Source organism: Herbiconiux sp. 320_LB (assembly GCF_059691755.1).
This window is the reverse complement of the sequence record NZ_JCAWAD010000001.1, coordinates 579,875-598,880: the sequence shown is the minus strand read 5'-3', so window position 1 is coordinate 598,880 and position 19,006 is coordinate 579,875. Positions and strand designations below refer to the sequence as shown.

12 protein-coding genes are annotated in these 19,006 nt (G+C 72.2%); 9 read left to right on the top strand and 3 right to left on the bottom strand.

Annotation, left to right across the window (positions count from 1 at the left end; all coding sequences use genetic code 11):
* Positions 1-33: 33 nt before the first annotated feature.
* Positions 34-1,155: an NUDIX domain-containing protein gene (locus AC59HU_RS02730; protein ID WP_497221793.1), complete on the top strand. Its 1,122-nt coding sequence runs from the start codon at positions 34-36 to the stop codon at positions 1,153-1,155.
* Positions 1,156-1,210: 55 nt separating this feature from the next.
* A complete protein-coding gene (locus tag AC59HU_RS02725) occupies positions 1,211-2,269 on the top strand; it encodes a DNA-3-methyladenine glycosylase family protein (protein WP_497221792.1) in 1,059 nt (352 codons plus the stop codon).
* Positions 2,270-2,439: 170 nt separating this feature from the next.
* Here AC59HU_RS02725 and AC59HU_RS02720 read toward each other — a convergent pair whose 3' ends face one another.
* Positions 2,440-3,651, bottom strand: a complete 1,212-nt coding sequence (locus tag AC59HU_RS02720; RefSeq protein WP_497221791.1) for a coiled-coil domain-containing protein — start codon at positions 3,649-3,651, stop codon at positions 2,440-2,442.
* A gap of 71 nt (positions 3,652-3,722) precedes the next feature.
* On the opposite strand from AC59HU_RS02720, the gene AC59HU_RS02715 reads away from it, so the two are divergent.
* The 3 genes from AC59HU_RS02715 (at position 3,723) to AC59HU_RS02705 (ending at position 6,802) form a co-directional block, all read left to right on the top strand.
* Complete coding sequence (locus tag AC59HU_RS02715) at positions 3,723-4,220, top strand: hypothetical protein (RefSeq protein WP_497221790.1); 498 nt, start codon at positions 3,723-3,725, stop codon at positions 4,218-4,220.
* 117 nt (positions 4,221-4,337) lie between these two features.
* Positions 4,338-4,892 carry a YceI family protein gene (locus AC59HU_RS02710; protein ID WP_497221789.1) on the top strand — a complete coding sequence of 185 codons (555 nt, stop codon included), beginning with the start codon at positions 4,338-4,340 and terminating at the stop codon, positions 4,890-4,892.
* A gap of 386 nt (positions 4,893-5,278) precedes the next feature.
* Positions 5,279-6,802, top strand: coding sequence for a DUF4192 family protein (locus AC59HU_RS02705; protein ID WP_497221788.1), 1,524 nt, complete (start codon positions 5,279-5,281; stop codon positions 6,800-6,802).
* A 68-nt stretch (positions 6,803-6,870) separates the two neighbouring features.
* Here the strand turns inward: AC59HU_RS02705 and AC59HU_RS02700 are convergent, their stop codons facing one another.
* Together AC59HU_RS02700 and AC59HU_RS02695 are read right to left on the bottom strand one after the other, a co-directional pair.
* Positions 6,871-8,292, bottom strand: a complete 1,422-nt coding sequence (locus AC59HU_RS02700; RefSeq protein ID WP_497221787.1) for an aspartate aminotransferase family protein — start codon at positions 8,290-8,292, stop codon at positions 6,871-6,873.
* The gene (locus tag AC59HU_RS02695) at positions 8,289-8,756 is read right to left on the bottom strand and encodes an Lrp/AsnC family transcriptional regulator (protein WP_497221786.1); all 468 of its coding nucleotides are present in this window, start codon (positions 8,754-8,756) and stop codon (positions 8,289-8,291) included. Before AC59HU_RS02695 ends, AC59HU_RS02700 begins: the two co-directional genes overlap by 4 nt.
* 159 nt (positions 8,757-8,915) lie before the next feature.
* Here AC59HU_RS02695 and AC59HU_RS02690 point away from each other — a divergent pair, with 159 nt between their 5' ends.
* The 4 genes from AC59HU_RS02690 to AC59HU_RS02675 all read left to right on the top strand — a co-directional run bounded on the left by AC59HU_RS02690 (position 8,916) and on the right by AC59HU_RS02675 (position 18,990).
* Positions 8,916-10,169 (top strand): FHA domain-containing protein, encoded by a 1,254-nt coding sequence (locus AC59HU_RS02690; RefSeq protein WP_497221785.1) that lies wholly within the window; start codon positions 8,916-8,918, stop codon positions 10,167-10,169.
* Between the two features lie 67 nt (positions 10,170-10,236).
* Complete coding sequence (locus tag AC59HU_RS02685; protein WP_497221784.1) at positions 10,237-11,103, top strand: PP2C family protein-serine/threonine phosphatase; 867 nt, start codon at positions 10,237-10,239, stop codon at positions 11,101-11,103.
* 7 nt (positions 11,104-11,110) lie between these two features.
* Positions 11,111-12,733: a serine/threonine-protein kinase gene (locus AC59HU_RS02680; RefSeq protein WP_497221783.1), complete on the top strand. Its 1,623-nt coding sequence runs from the start codon at positions 11,111-11,113 to the stop codon at positions 12,731-12,733.
* Positions 12,730-18,990: an Ig-like domain-containing protein gene (locus tag AC59HU_RS02675; RefSeq protein ID WP_497221782.1), complete on the top strand. Its 6,261-nt coding sequence runs from the start codon at positions 12,730-12,732 to the stop codon at positions 18,988-18,990. The genes AC59HU_RS02680 and AC59HU_RS02675 overlap by 4 nt, the downstream gene beginning before the upstream one ends.
* Positions 18,991-19,006: the final 16 nt, after the last annotated feature.

The following is a 19,006-nucleotide window of genomic DNA, read 5'->3' as shown; positions in this document are numbered from 1 at the left end:
CCGCCTCCGGTTCAGGCGTGAGAAGCTGGAGCCATGGTTGAGGCCCCGCCCCCGTTCGTGCCGCGCGACAGCGGAGACGCCTGGGTCGAGGGGCCGGACGGCCGCCGGTTCTGGGGCCGCTACGGGGCGGCCGGCCTGCTGGTGCACGACGAGACCGCCGGCGTGCTGCTGCAGCACCGGGCCGAGTGGAGCCACTTCGGCGGCACTTGGGGGCTGCCCGGCGGCGCCCGGCACGAGGGCGAGTCCGCGGTCGACGGTGCCATCCGCGAGGCCGGCGAGGAGGCCGGCGTGCCCGCGGAGGCGCTTCGGATCGCCTTCACCTCGGTGCTCGACCTCGGCTACTGGTCGTACGTCACCGTGGTCACGCGCACGACCGTCCCGTTCGAGCCCCAGATCGGCGACGCCGAGAGCCTGGAGCTGCGCTGGGTTCCGGTCGACGAGGTCGAGGCCCTGCCCCTGCACCCCGGCTTCGGTTCGGCGTGGCCCGAGCTGCGGGCCCGGCTCTCTGAGCGGGTACGGATCGTGGTCGACGCCGCCAACGTGGTCGGTTCGCGCCCCGACGGCTGGTGGCGCGACCGGCTCGGCGCGGCCGAGAACCTGCTGGCCCGGATCGACCGCCTGCGCACCACCGGGGTCGACGCCGCCGAGTTCGACGGCCCGCCCGGGCGGATCTGGCCCGCCTACCGGGTCGTCGTCGAGGGCAAGGCGCGGGAGGCGCTCGCGCCGGGCGGTGACGCGGTGGAGGATGCGGCCTCGACTTCAGCCGCTCTACGGGGCACTTTTTCGGGTGAGGCACCGGATGCGGAGGTCGACACTGCCGGGATCGACGCCGCCGGGATCGACGCCGCCGGGATCGACGCTGCCGGTCTCGATACCGCGGCGATCGTCGTCGTGCGGGCCGACGGCTCGGGCGATGACGCCATCGTCGATGAGACGGCAGGCCCGTTCGGCGGCCGGACCATCGTCGTCACGGCCGATCGCGAACTCTCCCGCCGGGTCGAAGCCCTGCGGGCCGAGGTTCGGGGGCCGGGCTGGTTCCAGGGTCTCCTCGACGACGCGGCGGATGCGATGGCAGGCGAGACGCGGGCCGACGCCACGGCTGATCCGGCGGTCGATCCTTCGGTGGATCCTGCGGCCGAGGGCAGCGGGCTCTGACCTCCGGCCGTCGAGTGGATCGGTGTCGGCGGCGTGACGTAGGGTTCATCGCGAGATGACGATCACGAGCAGCGACCCCCTGTCGCACCCGGAGTCCGTGCGTGCCGACGCCGTGCATCCTGAGTCGGTGCATCGTGACGGCGTGCACCCGGAGTCCGCGCATCCTAGCGCCGTGCATCCCGACTCCGAGCCGCTCGACCTCCTGTACGAACCGGCCCACGATCTCGATGTCTGGGCCACGCTCGGTCCGCTCCGCCGCGGGGCCGGCGACCCGTGCGTGCGCTTCGGCGACGGCGGGATGTGGCTGGCGCTGCGCACCGCGACCGGAACGGCCGAGGAGGGCACGGCGACGCTGCACGTCTCGGCCATCCGCAACCGGGTGCGCATCCGGGCCTGGGGGAGCGGCGCCGCCGCAGCCCTCGACCTGGTGCCCGCGCTGCTCGGGGCCGGAGACGACTGGAGCACTCTCGACACCTCCTCGCACGACCTGCTCGCCTCCTCGGCGCACCGCAACCCCGGGCTCAGGCTGACCCGCACGGGCCGGGTGCTCGACGCCCTCGCGCCCGCCATCATCGAGCAGAAGATCACCTCGACCGAGGCCTTCCGCGCCTGGCGCATCCTCGTGACGGCCCACGGCGAGCCGGCACCCGGCCCGGCGCCCCGCGGCCTCCGGGTTCCGCCGACCGCCGAGGCGTGGCGGCGCATCCCGTCGTGGGAGTGGCACCGGGCGGGGGTTGATCCGCGACGGTCGAAGACCGTGATCCAGGCCGCGACCGTGGCGAGCGGTCTCGAGCGCACGCTGCGCGGTCACGCCGGGGGAGCGGAATCCTGGCGCCTGCTCCGCACCATCCCGGGCGTCGGGCCGTGGACCGCGGCCGAGACCACCCAGCGCTCCCACGGTGATCCGGATGCGGTGAGCTTCGGCGACTACCACCTCGCCGCCACGATCGGCTGGGCGCTCGTGGGCGAACCGATCGACGACGACGCGCTGGCCGAGCTGCTGGAGCCCTGGGCCGGGCAGCGGCAGAGGATCGTGCGACTCGTGCTGGCGAGCGGCTTCCGCAAGCCGCGGCACGGGCCGAGGATGACGATCCAAGATCATCGCGGGCATTGAGCGCCTAGGGCTCTCGCGCGGGGCGTGCTTTCGGGCGGTGCGCCCACTCGGGCGGGCCGTGCTCTTGGGTGGGCCGTGCTCTCAGGCGGGCCGTGCTCTCGGGCGGGTGCTTTTGAGCGGTATCCGCGCGCATCCGCTGACGCCCGCCGGCTACAAGCCGCCGACGCCGCTCAGTACCAGTGCGGCGAGCGGGCCTGCCACGCCGACCAGGCACCGCACGGGGTGTCGTAGCGGTTGGCGATGTAGTTCATGCCCCAGATGATCTGGGTGGCCGCGTTCGTGACGTAGTCGGCGCCGACCGAGGCCATCTTGGAGGCCGGCAGCGACTGCGGGATGCCGTAGGCGCCGCTGGACTCGTTGTAGGCGTTGGCGCGCCAGCCCGACTCGCCCGTCCACAGGCTCACGAGGCAGCCGTACTGGTCGCCGCCCCAGCCGTAGTTGCCGAGGATGCTCTGCGCGTAGGCCTTGGCCTCGCCCGGGGACATGATCGCGTCACCGGAGGGGACCCAGGCGCTGCCGGGGGCGTCGGTGTCGGCAGCAGAGGCGGCCGCCGCCGCCGCTGCCGCTGCCGCCGCAGCCGCGGCTTGGGCTGCTGCCTCGACGCCCTCCTGGTACGCCTTCTCGACCTCGACCGACCTGCCCTGCAGGTCGGAGAGCTGGGCCACCAGGGTGTCCTTGATCCCGCTCTGGCTCGCGACCTCCGCGGTGGCGGCCGCCTGGGCGTCCTGGGCTGTCTTGAGGCTCGCGTCCGCCTGCGCCTCGAGTTCGGTGAGTTTGCTCTTCGCGATCGCGGCTTGGTCCTTCAAGGCGTCGGCGGTGTTCTGGGCGGCGACGGCCGCGTTGCGGATGCCGGCCGTCTGCTCCGTCAGCTTCGACATGGTGCCGAGCTGGTACAGCAGTGAGTCCGAACCGCCCTGACTGAGGATGAGCGCGAGAGTCGCATCGCCGCCACCGGAGCGGGCCAGCTGCGCCGCCAACTGTCCGACCTGCGTGTTCGCGAGGTCGGCCTTCGCGGTCGCCTCATCGGCCTGGGCGGAGAGCGCGTTCGAATAGTCCGTCGCCGCCTGGAGGTTGGCCTTCGCCGTCAGATACTCCTGGCCCCGCTCGAACGCTTCGTTCTGGCGATCGGCCTGGGCCGTCCTGAGCCCCTCGAGCAGGGATTCGATGTTGTTGACCGCATCCTGCTTCGCGGCCTCATTGGCTTTGGCGGCCTGCACCTCGTCCCAGCTGGGGTATGGGTCGGCGCGGGGCACCGAGCCCGGTGCGGCGAACGAGGCTCCGGAAGCGCTGCCGGACTGTGCGGATGCGGGCAGGCTCGGCACCGCGACGAGTGCCGCGACGACGATCGCGACGCCCCAGCTGCGGCGGGTCGGCTTCCACATGGCTTCCAGAGTATGGGACGGGAGTGAAAATTGAACTGATCGCCCGGGCGCGTCCCCGCTACGCTTCCGGCATGGAGACGATCGTTCCGGAGGGCTGGCAGGATTTCGCGGTCGCATCGGCGGGTGCCGCCGCGGCTCTGGCCGGGCTCATCATGGTCGCGATCTCGGTCAACATCCGCGAGATCATCGCCGGTCCGGGGCTGCCCGGTCGGGCGGGTTCGACGATCGGCGCCGTCGTCGCGATCGTGGTGACGTCGATCGCGATCCTCATCCCGGGGCAGCGACTCGAACTGCTCGGGGTCGAGGTGGCGGTGTTCGGCCTGCTCGCCCTGGTGCTCCAGGTGCGCGCGGCGGCCGTCTCGTTCCGCACCCGCGCCGGGGTGGGCCCGCTGCAGAAGGCCGGCAACGCCATCCTCAGCATCGGACAGGTCGTGCCGCTCCTCGTGGGGGCCGCGCTGTTGATCTTCAGCGATCCCACCGGGCTGTTCCTGATCGCCGCGGGGTTCATCGCGATCGTCGTCGTGTCGATGCTGAACGCCTGGGTGCTGATGGTGGAGATCCTTCGCTGAGACATTTCCGGGGAGTGCTGAGACATTTCCGGGGAGTTCGGAATAAATTCGCATCTCTATGCTTTTGTATCCATGTGGCGATTCCGCCGCCCCTCCAGCCTCACGAAAGAGACGAACATGACTGACACCATCGAGATCCCCGGTTACAAGGCCGGCACCTGGACCATCGACCCCTCGCACTCCGAGGTCGGCTTCAGCGTGCGCCACATGCTCATCAGCAAGGTCCGCGGCAAGTTCGAGAAGTTCGACGCCACCTTCGTGACCGGCGAGAACCCGCTCGACACCAAGGTCACCGCGACCGCCGATGTCGCCTCGGTCAACACCAACGACAAGAACCGCGACGGCCACCTCGCCACCAACGACTTCTTCGACGCTCCCACCCACCCCGAGCTCAAGTTCGTCTCCACCGGCGTCCGCCTGGTCGACGGCGAGTACAAGGTCGACGGCGACCTGACGATCAAGGGTGTCACCAAGCCCGTCACGTTCGACTTCGAGTTCGGCGGATTCGGCTCCGACGCGTACGGCAACTACAAGGCCGGCTTCGAGGCCAAGACCGAGGTCGACCGCAACGACTTCGGCGTCAACTGGAACGCCGCGCTCGAGACCGGCGGCGTGCTGGTCGGTGACAAGGTCACCATCACGCTGGACATCCAGGCCGTCCTCCAGCCGTAGTCCCTCCTCTTCATCCGGCGAGACGCTGTCTCACCGGATGCGCGATCGCCGACCGGGCTTCCCGGTCGGCGATCCGTCGTTTCGGGGTGCTCATCGGCTCCTGCACACCCAGGCCGGAGCGGTCTGCTCTCCACAGAAGAGCGGATGCGGTCCCGCCGGCCCCGCGCCCCGGCCACACTCCTGGCATGACCACGATCACTCCGTCCCTCCCCGTCCACTCCGACCCGGCCGCGATCGCGACCGGCCGCTCCTCCGCCTCCCGGCACGACCGACCGGGCGGGGCCGCGGTCGGGGTCGCTCCTGATGCGGGCGGTGGCGCGATCCCCGATCCGCCGGGACTGATCACCGAGATCGAGACGGTGCTCGGTTACCGTCCCTGCTCGAGTGTGGCGCTGCGGGTGAGGAGGCCGACGCGCTCCTGTGCGATCATCCGGGTCGACCTGCCGCCGGTCGATGATCGTGTGGTCTCGGATGGTGGCCCCGGGCGTGTCGGCGCCGGTGCTGGCGCGAGCGGCGTCACCAGCACCAGCGGCGTCGCCGGGTTCACGACGAGTACCAGCGCGGGCGGCAAAGTCAGTCGGAGCACCAGCGTCGCCAGCGCCAACGCGGGCGCCAGCGCCATCGCCGAGCTCGGCCGTGCGATCACGGGTCTGCTGGCGCGAGTGCCTGGCGCCGACGCGGTCGACATCGTCGCGTACGGGCCGCCCGTTTCGTCAGGCGGAAATCGCGGCGAGGCCGTCGGTGGCGGGGCTGTCGCCGGCGCGCCGGGTCGGCTCCACGGCGAGCCCGCCGGCGGGGACGTCGGAGCCGCGATCGACCAAGCGGTCGACTACTCGATTCACAGTGAGGTCGCCCCAGTGGATGATGATGCGGTCGACAGCGCTGTCGACCGAGCGGTCGTCGAGCGACTGCGCGCCGTGGTCGACGGGGTCGAGCGCGCACTCGGGCGGGCGGGGTTCTTTCACGGCCGGTCGCTGATCGTGTCGGGGGACAGGTGGGCCCCCGCCCATGTCTGCGATTCCGTCGACGCTGCCCGTGGCACCGAAGGCGCGGATAGCGCAAAGAGCGTCGGTGGAGCCATGCCGCGCTGGCACCCTCTGCCGACTGCCGGATCCCCGGGCGGGCGCCGGCCCGACCCACACCGTGGGCCGTTCGTGCCCATCCCGTCCGCGTCGGAGCGACGACGCACGCGAGCTCTCGCGGCGCTGGCCGAGCTGCAGCGCCCCGGGGTGGGCAGGGAACCTGATCCGATCGACCTGCTGCTGCGCTGGCAGTCGGTGCTGGCGCTCTCGGCGCCACCGCCGTCGGATGCGCGGTGCATCGCCCTGGCGTGGTCGCTCCGCCACAAGATCGTCCGCGACTGTGTGCTCATGCAGTGCGCCTGGGGATTGGATGCCGGCCTTCTGGCACTCAGCGACCTCGTCACGGCGGCCCCCGCACAGAATCCGCCATCGACGCCGAGTGCCTCGCCAGCAGCATGTCAGTCTCCGTCACCGTCACAATCGGCGCCGGCGTCGGCGTGGGTGTCTCGCGGCGACAAGGTGACCGGAGGTCGCATGCCGGCGCCGGCTCCGGGTCCGGGTGTGGGTGCGGGTGCGGGCGTAGACGAGACCGACTCCGGGGTCGCGACGAGCTTCCTCGGTATCGGCGATGTGGCTCCGCGTCCCGCGATGCTTCGCAAGTCGATAGACGTGCTCCGGGGCATCGCGGAGGTGGCCCCGGAGACCTTGCGGCCGGCGCCTCTCACGATGCTGGCCTGGCTCGAGTGGAGTCGGGGACGCGGCACGGCCGCCGCCCGCTACCTCGACGCCGCTCTGGCCGCCGACCCCGACTACCTGCTCGCGCACCTGTTCCAGCAGCTACTCGCCGGAGGGGCCACCCCGCTCTGGCTCGACCCCGCGGCGCCGTGACCCCCGGGCGCGCCGGTGCCGCGGGGCTCCATGACGGCGAGGGCCGGCGGGGCGGTCGGCGGCACGGGTCAGAGCTTCGTCCAGGCCTCGGTCAGTACGCCTCGGAGGATCTGCTCGATCTCGTCGAACTCGGCCGGTCCGATCGTCAGCGGGGGAGCGAGCTGGATGACCGGGTCGCCGCGGTCGTCGGCGCGGCAGTAGAGTCCGGCCTCGAACAGCGCCTTCGACAGGAATCCGCGCAGCAGGCGCTCGGACTCGTCGGCATCGAAGGTCTCCTTGGTGGCCTTGTCCTTCACCAGCTCGATGCCGAAGAAGTACCCGTCGCCGCGCACGTCCCCGACGATCGGCAGGTCGGTGAGCCGCTCCAGCGTCTGGCGGAACACCGGGGAGTTCTCGCGAACCCGCTCGTTCAGCCCCTCCTCCTCGAAGATGTCGAGGTTCTCCAGCGCGACCGCAGCCGAGACCGGGTGGCCGGCGAAGGTGTACCCGTGGGCGAAGGAGGTCTGGCCGTGCTTGAACGGCTCGTAGACCCGCTCGTTCACGATCGTCGCGCCGATGGGCGAGTAGCCACTGGTCATCGCCTTGGCACAGGTGATCATGTCGGGTTCGAACCCGTAGGTGTCGCAGGCGAAGTAGTTGCCGATGCGACCGAAGGCGCAGATGACCTCGTCGCTCACGAGCAGCACGTCGTACCGGTCGCAGATCTCCCGCACGCGCTGGAAGTAGCCGGGCGGGGGCGGGAAGCAGCCGCCGGAGTTCTGCACCGGCTCGAGGAAGACGGCGGCCACGGTCTCGGGGCCCTCGAACTGGATCATCTCCTCGATCCGGTTCGCGGCCCAGAGCCCGAAGGCCTCCTCGGATCCTTCGAAACCCATCTCGTGGGCGCGGTAGTAGTTCGTGTTCGGCACCCGGAAGCCGCCGGGTGTGACCGGTTCGAACATCTGCTTCATCGCGGGGATGCCGGTGATCGCCAAAGCTCCCTGCGGGGTGCCGTGATAGGCGATCGAGCGCGAGATGACCTTGTGCTTCGTCGGCTGCCCTTGCAGACGCCAGTAGTACTTGGCGAGCTTGAAGGCGGTCTCGACCGCCTCACCTCCGCCGGTCGAGAAGAACACGCGGTTGAGGTCGCCGGGCGCGAGATCGGCCAGGCGGTCGGCGAGCTCGATCGCCGAGGGGTGGGCGTACGACCAGATCGGGAAGAAGGCGAGCTCTTCGGCCTGCTTCGCGGCTGCCTCGGCGAGTCGGCGGCGACCGTGCCCGGCGTTGACCACGAACAGACCCGAGAGCCCGTCGATGTACTTGCGCCCGCGGGAGTCCCAGATGTGGTGGCCCTCGCCCTTGGTGATGATCGGCACCCCATCACCGGACTCCATCACCGACTGGCGGGAGAAGTGCATCCACAGGTGATCCTTGGCCATCCGCTGGAGGTCGGCCTCGGTGCGCGAGCCCCGCCCGGCGGGAGGTGTGACGGCTTGTTCGGTGGTGGTCATCGTGTGCCCCAGTCGTAGAGCTGCTTGCGCAGCTTCAGGTAGACGAACGTCTCCGTCGACTGCACACCGTCGAGGCTGCGGATCTCGGAGTTGAGGAGGGCGATGAGGTCGTCGTCGTCCTCGCAGACGACCTCCGCCAGGATGTCGAAGGTGCCCGCGGTGAGCACCACGTAGTCGACGGCGGGCATCGCGGCCAGAGCATCCGCCACGAGGCGGGTGTCGCCGGACACCTTGAGGCCGATCATGGCCTGACGGGAGAAGCCGAGCTGCAGCGGATCGGTGACCGCGACGATCTGCATCACACCCGACTCGGTGAGCTTCTGCACCCGCTGCCGCACCGCCGCCTCGCTCAGACCCACGGCCTTGCCGATCTCAGCGTAGGAACGGCGGCCGTCGACCTGCAGCTGCTCGATGATCGCCTTCGACGTGGCGTCGAGCGTGGCAGCGCGGTTCGTCGAGCTCATGGAACGATCCTGACAGGCGGCATAGGCGTCCACAAGGGATTCCGCACCTCCCGGCCCCATCGGCTGCGGAAATCGTCGCCTTTGCTCCGTTCCGAGGTGCACCGCGTCTGTTGCGCGGGTCGGACGGTTCGGCCGGGGAGCAGGCGGTACCGTGACGGCATGGGGAGTCTGCGTTTCGTTCCGGCGGAGGGGCAGTGGGTGCTGCTCGCGGCGTGGCCCACGATGGTCGCCGTGCCCGCCTTCCTTTCCGACGAGACGATCGAGGCGATCTGGTCGGTGCTCAGCCAGCCGGAGGTCACGCTCGAACGGGTCGTGTCGGCTATCCCGCTCCGGGGCGCTGATGCCGCGGCCTCCTTCTCCGTCGTGCGACTCGAGCCTGGCGGGGGGAGTGCGGATGCCGCGCAGGCGCGGGAAGCCAGCGGGTCGCCGGCGCACGCTCCCGCGTCGGGACTCGATCCGGATTCCGCGCCCGGGGACTCCGCCACCTGGACGGCGACCGTGGTGACCCGGGGATCGGCCGTCGTCGACCTGCTGTCGGTCGGAGGGTCGCGGCGGTTCGGATCGTCAGGACTGGAGCCCTGGGCGCTCGCCGAATTCTCCGACGTGATCGGTGTCTCCCTCGGCGCTTCGCCGTCTGCGCCGGAAGCCGTCCTCCGCATCCCGCCCGAGGCACGGCGGCTGGATCGCGGCATCGCTTCGGCGTCTCGCGTGGTCTGGGCATCGACGCCGATCCTGCTCACCACGGGCGGTCCGCCCGCTGCACCCTCCCCGGCGACCGCTTCGAGCAGTTCGGCTTCGGTCGACCCGTTCCTGGCAGCACCGGACGACGACACGGTCATCACCCGCACCCGGCCGGGCTCGCTCGACGCGGAGACGACCGAACCGCCGCATCCGGACCGCTCGATCGAGCCACCGGCCGCGAGCACCACCATCCCGGAGACCGCCTCCGAAACCGACCCAGCCGACCCGACCACCTCCGAGCCCCCCGTCCCTGCCATCAGCCCCACTACCCCGACCATCGACCCCACCCCCGCACCCCCCACCACCCCCGCGTTCGACCTGCACATCAACGGCGGCGCCCCGATCGCCCTCGCCGGGTCGGTGGTCGTGGGCCGTCGGCCGCGGCCCCGCCGGTCGCCCACCGCACTCCCGCAGACCCTCGTGCAGGTCAACTCACCCGAGCTCCGGGTCTCCGGCACCCACGTCGAGATCGCCCTCAGCGGCCGCACCGTCGTGGTCACCGACCTGCGCTCCTCGAACGGCACGACGGTCCTCCTGCCAGGGCGCCCGCCGATCCGGCTGCGGCAGGGGGATTCGGTGGTGGCAACCGGACCGGCTATCGTCGAAATCGGCGACGGGAACGTTATCCACATCTCGCCGCGAGACCGGGGAAACACCGGGATCACCGTTTAGGATTCCGGAAAGCTGTCAGGAGTTGGTCACCGTGACTCAAATCGGCCGAACGAGCGCGCGTGTGAGCGTGACCCGTGACGGAGCGCACCCCCGTCGCGTCACGCTGTCCTGGGCCGCTCTGACCGACAAGGGCAACAAGCGCGCGGGCAACGAAGACAGCTCGATCTCCGACGTCCCCGTCTTCGCCGTCGCCGACGGGATGGGCGGCCACTCCGCGGGCGACATCGCGAGCGCCGCCGTCGTCGAGCGGCTCGGCGAGATCTCCGACGCCGTCACGACCGCCGCGACGATCGAGGAGGCCCTCGCCCGCGCCCTCACCGACATCGACCGGGTCGGCGACGAGTCCGTGCTCGGCACCGGCACCACGGTCACCGGCGTCGCCCTCGCCGAGGTCGACGACGACCTGGCCTGGATGGTCTTCAACATCGGCGACAGCCGGGTCTACCTCTTCGAAGACGGCGCTCTCCGCCAGCTCACCCGCGACCACTCCGTCGTGCAGGAGCTGGTCGACGCGGGCCTCATCACCAAGGAGCAGGCCGAGCACCACCCCGACAGCAACGTGATCACGCGCGCGGTCGGCTTCCACGAGAAGCCGCTGCCCGACTACTCGACCCTCCCGGTCGCGGTCGGCCAGCGCATCCTGATCTGTTCCGACGGGCTGACCAAGGAGCTCACCGACCTCGGCATCCGCCACTACCTGGCCACCACCACGACGGCCGAGCGGGCCGCGACCGAGCTGGTCACCGCCTCGCTCGCGAACGGCGGGCGCGACAACGTGACGGTCGTGGTCGTCGACGTCGAGTCCGACGAGTCCGGGGCGCCGGCAGCGGAGACGGGCGAGGCCACCGGCACCACGCAGGCGGCACGCCCCTCCCGCGCCTCCGGCGCATCCGCCGCGGCACCGGCGACCGGCCGCCGCTTCCGCCGGAACTGACGGCCCGATGGCCCGACGTCTGCCCTCCGCTCCACCCACCCTCCCGGGGTTCACCTCGGTCAGGGTGCTCGGTGCGGGCGGTTTCGCCGACGTCTTCCTCTTCGAGCAGAACATGCCCCGCCGCCAGGTCGCGGTCAAGGTGATGCTGCCCGAGGTCGTCAACGAGCAGGTCAGGCGGATGTTCCGGGTCGAGGCCGACCTGATGGCGACGCTGAGCGCGCATCCGTCGATCCTCACCGTCTACGAGGCCGGCGTCTCGGCCGACGGCCGGCCCTATCTCGTCATGGAGCTCTGCTCCTCCTCGCTCGGCCAGCGCTACCGCAGCGAGCCGCTCCCGGTCGCCGAGGTGCTGCGGATCGGCGTCAAGATCGCCGGCGCCCTCCACACCGCCCACGAGCGCGGCATCCTGCACCGCGACGTCAAACCCTCGAACATCCTGCTCACGGCCTACGGCGCCCCCGTGCTGAGTGACTTCGGCATCTCGTCGACGACCCGCGGATCGGCGGTCGCCGAGGCGGTCGGCCTCTCGATTCCGTGGTCGGCCCCCGAGGTGGTGAGCGAGCAGACGCAGGGCACCGTGGCATCCGAGGTCTGGTCGCTCTCGGCGACCCTCTACTCGCTGCTCGCCGGGCGTTCCCCATTCGAGCAGGCCGGAGCCTCCGCCCCCGGCGAGCTGGCGAAGCGCATCATGAAGGGCCGGCTCCCTCCGATCGGGCGCGCCGACGTCCCCGCCTCCCTCGAGGCCGTGCTCGCGCGTGGCCTGTCGAAGAACCCGGCATCCCGGCCCGCGACCGCCCTGGAGCTGCTCCGCGAGCTGCAGGTCGTCGAGACCGAGCTCGGGCTGACGCAGACCGGCGCCGAGATCGAGATGGCCGAGTGGGCGAGCGGATTCGGGCACGACGTCGACGAGCGCACGGTGCTCCATGCCGGGGGTGACGCCGGCTTCGGGTCCGCCGCCGGCGGGCGCGACCACGCCGGGTCGGCCACGGGTGACCGGATTCGGGCCGGTGGCGGCATTGGCCGGCCGCGTCGCCGTCGCGCCTCGTCCTCGGCGGGCCGCTCCGGTGCAACCGGCCCGGGCTCGGGCTCCGTCCAGGGATCCGGCCCAGGCCGCGGCTTCGGCACGGATCCGGTCGACGGCCGCTCCCGCACCCCCACCACCGGCCCCGGGGCGCGCGGCGCGACCACGGTGACCCGGCGAAAGGAGACCGTCCGCGGGTACGCCGCGGCACCACCGGCCAGCCGTGCGCGGCGGGCCTGGATCATCGGCGCCTCCGCCGTGGTCCTCCTCGCGCTCGCGGGCGGCGGCATCCTGCTCGGTCGTCAGCTGACGGCGCCCGACATCCCGCGGGTCGGCGAGATCACGGCCCAGCTGGGTGCCGGGAGCATCCTCTTCGCCTGGCAGGATCCGGGGCTCCAGGAGGGCGACACCTACCGCGTGACCACCTCGGGCCCGGGCGGGACCGGGCAGGGCGCGGCCCCGGGCGGCTCCGGGCAGAGCTCCGTTCAACGCGGCCGCGAGTTCGCGGTCTATCCGACCGACGGCGCCACAGTGTGCATCTCGGTGGCGGTCGTCCGCTCCGGCCGGGTCGGTGAGGCCAGCTCCGAGAAGTGCGCGGCTCCGTCATGATCGGCCGGTCACGGCTGATCGCCTGGGCGGCGGCCCGCAAGTCCCTGGTCGGCACGGTCGCGGGCGCGACCCTGGTAGGCGCCCTCGTGGCCGGGGTGGCCGTGGTCTCGACCGGTTATCCGGCCCAGAAGGTGCAGCTCGACGACGCGGCGGTCTGGGTCACGAGCGACCTCCACCAGGCGGCCGGACGCGCGAACCCCCAGATCGGAGAACTGAACACCGCGGTACGGATGTCGTCGGGCTCGCTCTCGGTCAGTCAGTTCGGTCAGACGGTCGCGGTCGTCGATCTGGGCGGCGGCGAGGCGCAGCTGATCGACACGGCGGGAGCGACCGTCGCCGAGACCGTGACCCTCCCGGTCGGCGAGGTCTCGGTGACCCTGTCGGCCACGACGGCCCTGATCGCCTCGCGCACGACCGGCGACGTCTGGGTCACGACCCCGGCCGCCCTGGCCTCCTTCGATCCCGCGTCCCCGGCGGATCTCACGCTGGGGGCCGGCGGCGAAGCGGTTCTCACGGACTCCGGTGCGGTCGTCGGCGTCTCGCCGGCCACCGGTTCGGTGCTCACCCTCGATCCGGTCGCGGCCGGCCAGGCACGCACCCCCGGCTCCGATCCCCGGCCGATCGAGCTGGCCGCCGACGCCGACGTCGCGATCACGGCGGTGGGCGACAGCTGGGCGGTGCTCGACCGGAGCACCGCGCGCCTGATCACCCGCGACCGCGTGATCGCGCTCGGCGACCTCGCGGGTGCGGGTGCGGGCTCGGGCTCGGGTGGAGGCGCCACCGGCGGGCAGGGCGGCGCGAGCGGAGGCGGCGGCGACGGCGCCGCGGAGGGCAGCGGCTCCGGCACGAACGGAGGCGGCAGCGGCGAAGCTGACGGCAGCACCGACGGCGCAGGCACCGGCACAGACGGCGCCGGCATAAGCACCGGCAGCGGCACCGGCTCCTCAAGCTCCGGCACCCCCGCATCCCGCGCCTGGCTGCAGCAGCCCTCGCCCGACGCCCCCGACGTCCTCGTCGCCACCTCCACCGCTCTCCTCGCGGTGCCGCTCGCCGGTGGCGACGCCCGCACCCTGTCGTCGGGCCACACCGGCACCTCCGTCGCGCCGGTCGAGGCAGGAGGCTGCTGGTACGCCGCCTGGACCGACGGCCGCTCCTGGAGCCGCTGCGCCGACGGAGCCCCGGGCCGCACCCCGGACGACGCCGCCCGCGGCGGAACCGGCACCACCGCCGACGACGACAAGCCCAACACGGCCGACACCGGCAACACGGCCGACATCGCCGACACCAACACCGCCACCACCACCCCCGAAGGCACCGAGAACACCCTCGACGGCGCCGCGGCCGGCGCCACCCTCGCCTTCCGCACCAACGGCACCGGCGGGGTGCTCCTCAGCGACGCCGCGAGCGGCCGCTCCTGGGACGTGACCCGCGGCAACGCGGTGATCGACAACTGGGACGCGTTGTTGCCGGACACCACCGCCGACCAGCAGTCCGACGCCCCCGTCACCGACGAGCCCGCCCAGGCCGATCCCGAGCAGCGCCCGCCGGTGGCCACCGACGACCAGTTCGGTGCGCGCCCCGGCCGCTCGAGCGTGCTCCCGGTGCTGCTGAACGACTACGACCCGAACGGCGACGTCATCGTCATCGACTCGGTGACCCTGCCCGAGGGGGTCGACTGGACCGTCGACACCATCTCCGACGGGCAGCAGCTGCAGCTCACCCTGCCGCCGACCGCGACGGGCGACCTCTCCTTCGGCTACACGATCTCCGACGGTCGCGGGGGCACCGACCAGGCCACCGTCACGGTGACCGTCCGCACCCCCGAGCAGAACGCCGCCCCCGTGCAGAGCACCCGCACGGCGATCGACGTGGCTCTCGGGGGTCGCGCCCGAACCGACATCCGCAGCGACTGGTACGACCCCGACGGCGACGCGTTCTTCGTGCAGAGCGCCGCTGTCCCGGCGCCGGACGCGGTGACCTACACGCCCGACGGCGTCGTCACCTACACCGACTCCGGCCAGGGCACCGGGGTCAAGGAGGTCACCCTCACGGTCGGCGACGGGCAGGACAGCACGACCGGGTCGATCCTGGTGCGCGTGCACCCCGCCGAGGAGGTACCGCTGGTCGCGGCCGGGTTCGTCGTGCAGGCCCGGGTCGGCCAGGAGGTCCAGGTCTCCCCGCTCGAGCGGGTGACCGGCGGCGGCTCCGGGGTGCGCCTGTCGAACGTGCCGGCCCGCGACGGCTTCGACATCGTGCCCGACTACGCCGGCGGCACGGTGAGGATCACGGCGAAGTCCGCCGGCTCGACCCTCCTCGACTACGCCGTGGTCGAGGGATCGCGCACCGCGACGGGCGTCATCCGTGTGATCGCGACCCCGGCTCCCGACGCCAACACCCGCCCGGTGACCGTCCCGCACTCCGCGTTCGCCCGGCAGGGTGCCGCCGTGCTGGTCGACGTGCTCGCGGGCGACTTCGATCCGGCCGGCGGTGTGCTCATCGTCAGCGGCGTCGACGGCGTCCCCGTCGCCGACGGCGTCCGCGTCGAGGTGATCGAACAGCGGATGATCAGGGTCACCTTGACGAAGCCGCTCCCGGGCGGTCGCACCGCCTTCAGCTACACCGTGACCAACGGGCTGGCCGAGGCGAAGGGTTCGGTCACCGTCGTCGAGATCCCCGAACCCGCTCAGCGGCAGCCGCCGGTCGCCCTCCCCGACACGGCCTCGGTGAGGGTGGGCGACGTCGTCGACATCCCGGTGCTCGCGAACGACGTGCAGCCGGACGGCGACGCGCTGAGCCTGCATCCCGAACTCGTGCGCGGTCTAGGCGCCGACTCGGGGCTCCTGTTCACCTCGAGCCGGGTGCTGCGCTATCTCGCCCCCGACACCCCGGGCGACTTCACCGCCGTCTACCGGGTCGACGCGCCGGACGGGCAGTGGGCGACCGCGGAGGTCACGATCAGCGTGCGCGAGGCCGATCCGACCGCCAACGCGGCGCCGGTGCCCCTGCGGCTGACGGCGCGGGTGATCGCGGGGGAGACCGTGCGCATCCCGGTGCCCCTGACCGGCATCGACCCCGACGGCGACTCGGTGCAGTTCCTCGGCATCGACTCGGTGCCCGACAAGGGCACCGTGACCGAGACCGGCCCGGACTGGATCGACTACGAGGCCGGCGAGTACTCGACCGGCACCGACACCTTCACCTACACGGTCGTCGACCGCCTGGGCGCCCGGGCCACCGGCACGGTGCGGGTGGGCATCAGCGCCCGGCTCGAGGGCGCCCGCAACCCGGTGGCGACGCCGGACGAGGTGACGGTGCGCCCGGGCCGCACCGTGTTCCTCCGCGTGCTGCAGAACGACTCGGATCCCGACGGCAGCCCCTTGTCGATCACCGAGGTCTCGCCCCTCACCGCCGGGGCGACCGCCGTCGTGCAGGGCGACCTGCTCGTCGTCACGGCACCCGCGACGCCCGGCCGCTACGGCTTCATCTACACGATCGCGAACGAGCGGGGCGGCACCTCCTCCAGCTTCGCCACCGTCGAGGTCGCCGCCGATGCCCCGCTCGCGCGGCCCCAGGTGTCGGACACGGTGCTCTCGCTCTCGGACATCCTCGGCGTGCGCACGGTCGACGTGCCGGTGCTCGACAACGTCTTCTTCGCGGAGGGCCCGTCTTCCGCGCTCGGGCTGTCGGTGCTCCCGGCCTACTCCGGCTCCGCGGAGGTGGTGGACCACGTGGTGCGGGTGACGGTGCGGCCCGAGCGCCAGCTGATCCCGTTCACGGTGGCGCATCCGGAGGACCCGTCGATCACGGCGACGGGATTCATCTGGGTGCCGGGCACCGACGACGCGCTGCCGCAGCTGCGCACCAACGCGCCGCGCCTGACCGTTCCCAGTGGCTCCAGCCTGTCGATCCCGCTCGCCGACTACGTGGTCGGCACGGGCTCCGGCCCGGTCGTCATCACCGACCCGAACTCGGTTCGGGCGACCCACTCCGACGGCTCCTCGCTCGTGTCCGACCGCCGCACCCTGGTCTTCCGGAGTGCCGACCAGTACTTCGGGCCCGCCTCGATCTCGTTCGAGGTCGCCGACGGCGAGGGCGCGGGTGCACGCACCGCGACCCTCGTGCTGCCGATCACCGTCACCCCGCGCGAGAACCAGCCGCCGGTGTTCACCGGGGCGGTGCTGGAGTTCGAGCCGGGCCAGCAGAAGACGATCGACCTCACCAAGCTCACCGCGACGGCGGTCGGGTCGCCCGCGGTGGGCTACCAGGTGCTCGACCCGAGGCCGGCCGGTTTCTCCGCGGTGCTCCTGGGCACGTCGCTCACCATCTCGGTCGACGTCGGCACGAAGAAGGGGGCGCAGGGCAGCTTCGTGATCGGTGCCGCCTCGGGCGGTGTCACCGGGAAGTCCGGCCGCATCGACGTGACCGTGGTCTCCTCCACGAAACCGCTCGCGGCACCGGCCACCGACACGGTGGTCGCCCCCCGGGGCCAGACCACCACCGTCGACGTGCTCGCGAACGACCAGGCCACCAACCCGTTCCCGCAGATCCCGCTCACGGTCATCGCGGTCCGGGGCGCCGACGCGGGGGCGCTCCCGGCCGGGATGTCCATCGTGCCGAGCGACGACAAGAGCCGACTGCAGATCACGGTCGCCCCGGACGCCCCGCCCGCCGACGTGAGCGTGCAGTACCAGGTGCTCGACGGCACCGGGGAGCCCGACCGCGCCACCTGGGGCACCGTGCGGATCGCGGTGCAGGACAGACCGGGCCCCGTCACGGGGCTCGTCGTCACGGGCTTCGGCGACCGGAGCCTCACGGTCTCCTTCTCGCCCGGTCCGGCCAACAACGCGCCGATCACCGGCTTCGAGGTCGTGGCCCGCACCGCCGCCGGCGCGGCCACGACGACCCGCTGCGGAGGCACGAGCTGCGTCGCGGCAACCCCGGGCAACGGCCCGTCGAACGCGGTCTCGGTCAGCGTCACCGCGCTGAACGCCATCGGCTCCTCCGACCCGGTCGTCTCGCCGACCCCGGTCTGGTCCGATCTGGTGCCGTCCACTCCCTCGGGCCTCACCCTCGCCCCGCGCGACGGCGAGCTCGACGTGCGCTGGAGCGCGTCTTCCGTCCCGCCCGGCGGCTCACCGGTGCGGCAGTACGACGTCGCGGTCGACGGCCGGCCCGTGCAGAGCGTCGACGCGGGCGCCTGCGACGGTTCGGGATGTCGGACTACGGTCCGGGGCCTCGTGAACGGCTCGGCCGCCACGGTCACGATCACGGCGCGGAACGGGGCCTTCCCTGCGCTCGCCGTCTGGCCGTCGACGAGCGCCGTCGCCACACCCTACGGGGCGCCGCTCGCCTCCTCCCCGAGCGCGGTCGCGACGCCCGACACGCCCGCCACCTCCGGCACCGCCTCCATCACGGTCAGCTGGCCCGCCTTCGGCGGCAACGGCGACAGCGTCAAGGGCTACTACGCCCAGCTGCTCGCCCCGGGGCAGACCTCAGTGCCCGGTGGTGCGCAGGCCTGCTCGGTCTCCTCGCCCGCGCCCGGCAGCGTCTCCGCCCCCTCGGTGGGCGGCGCGGTCGCCGCTCAGCAGAGCACCTCGGGCCTGTCGGCGACCTTCGGCGGCTTCACGCTCGCCGACAGCTCCCGCTCCTTCGTGGTCTGGGGCTGGAACGGTGCGGGATGCGTCGCCTCCGCGGTCGTGTCGGCCTCGGTCTTCCCCACCCCGTCCGCGATCGACGCCTCCCAGGTCGGCGTGAAGATGGTCGAGCGAGAAGGCGGCATACGGATCGAGGCGCAGCTGGTCTCGGTGCCGACCCCGGCCGACCGATACCGGGTGCGGGCCCTCGACGCGTCCGGCGCGCCGACCGGGTCTCCGGTGCAGGTCTCGCTCGGCGGAATCCCGCGGGAGGTCACCGGGGGAGCGTTCGGTGAGAAGTACGGCTTCGTCATCCAGGCCTGCTCCGACTGGCTCGGCGTCGAGCTCTGCGGGCCCTACTCCGGCCCGGTGATCGCGCCCGAACCCTCGCTCACCTTCCAGTTCGGCACGACCCCCGTGTACGACGGCACGACCTGGAGCTGGGCCGACGACCCGCAGAACGGCGCCCTGACCCCCACGATCTGGTGCGGCACGCGATCGGTCGATCCCAGCACAGGTCAGCCGGCCGGCCCCACCAGCTGCAAGCCCACTCCGGCTCCGGCGAAGGACGACTCAGGGCTCTACGTGCAGATCGGCGACCACCGCTATGTGTACCGTGGTTGACGAAAGAGGTGACCCC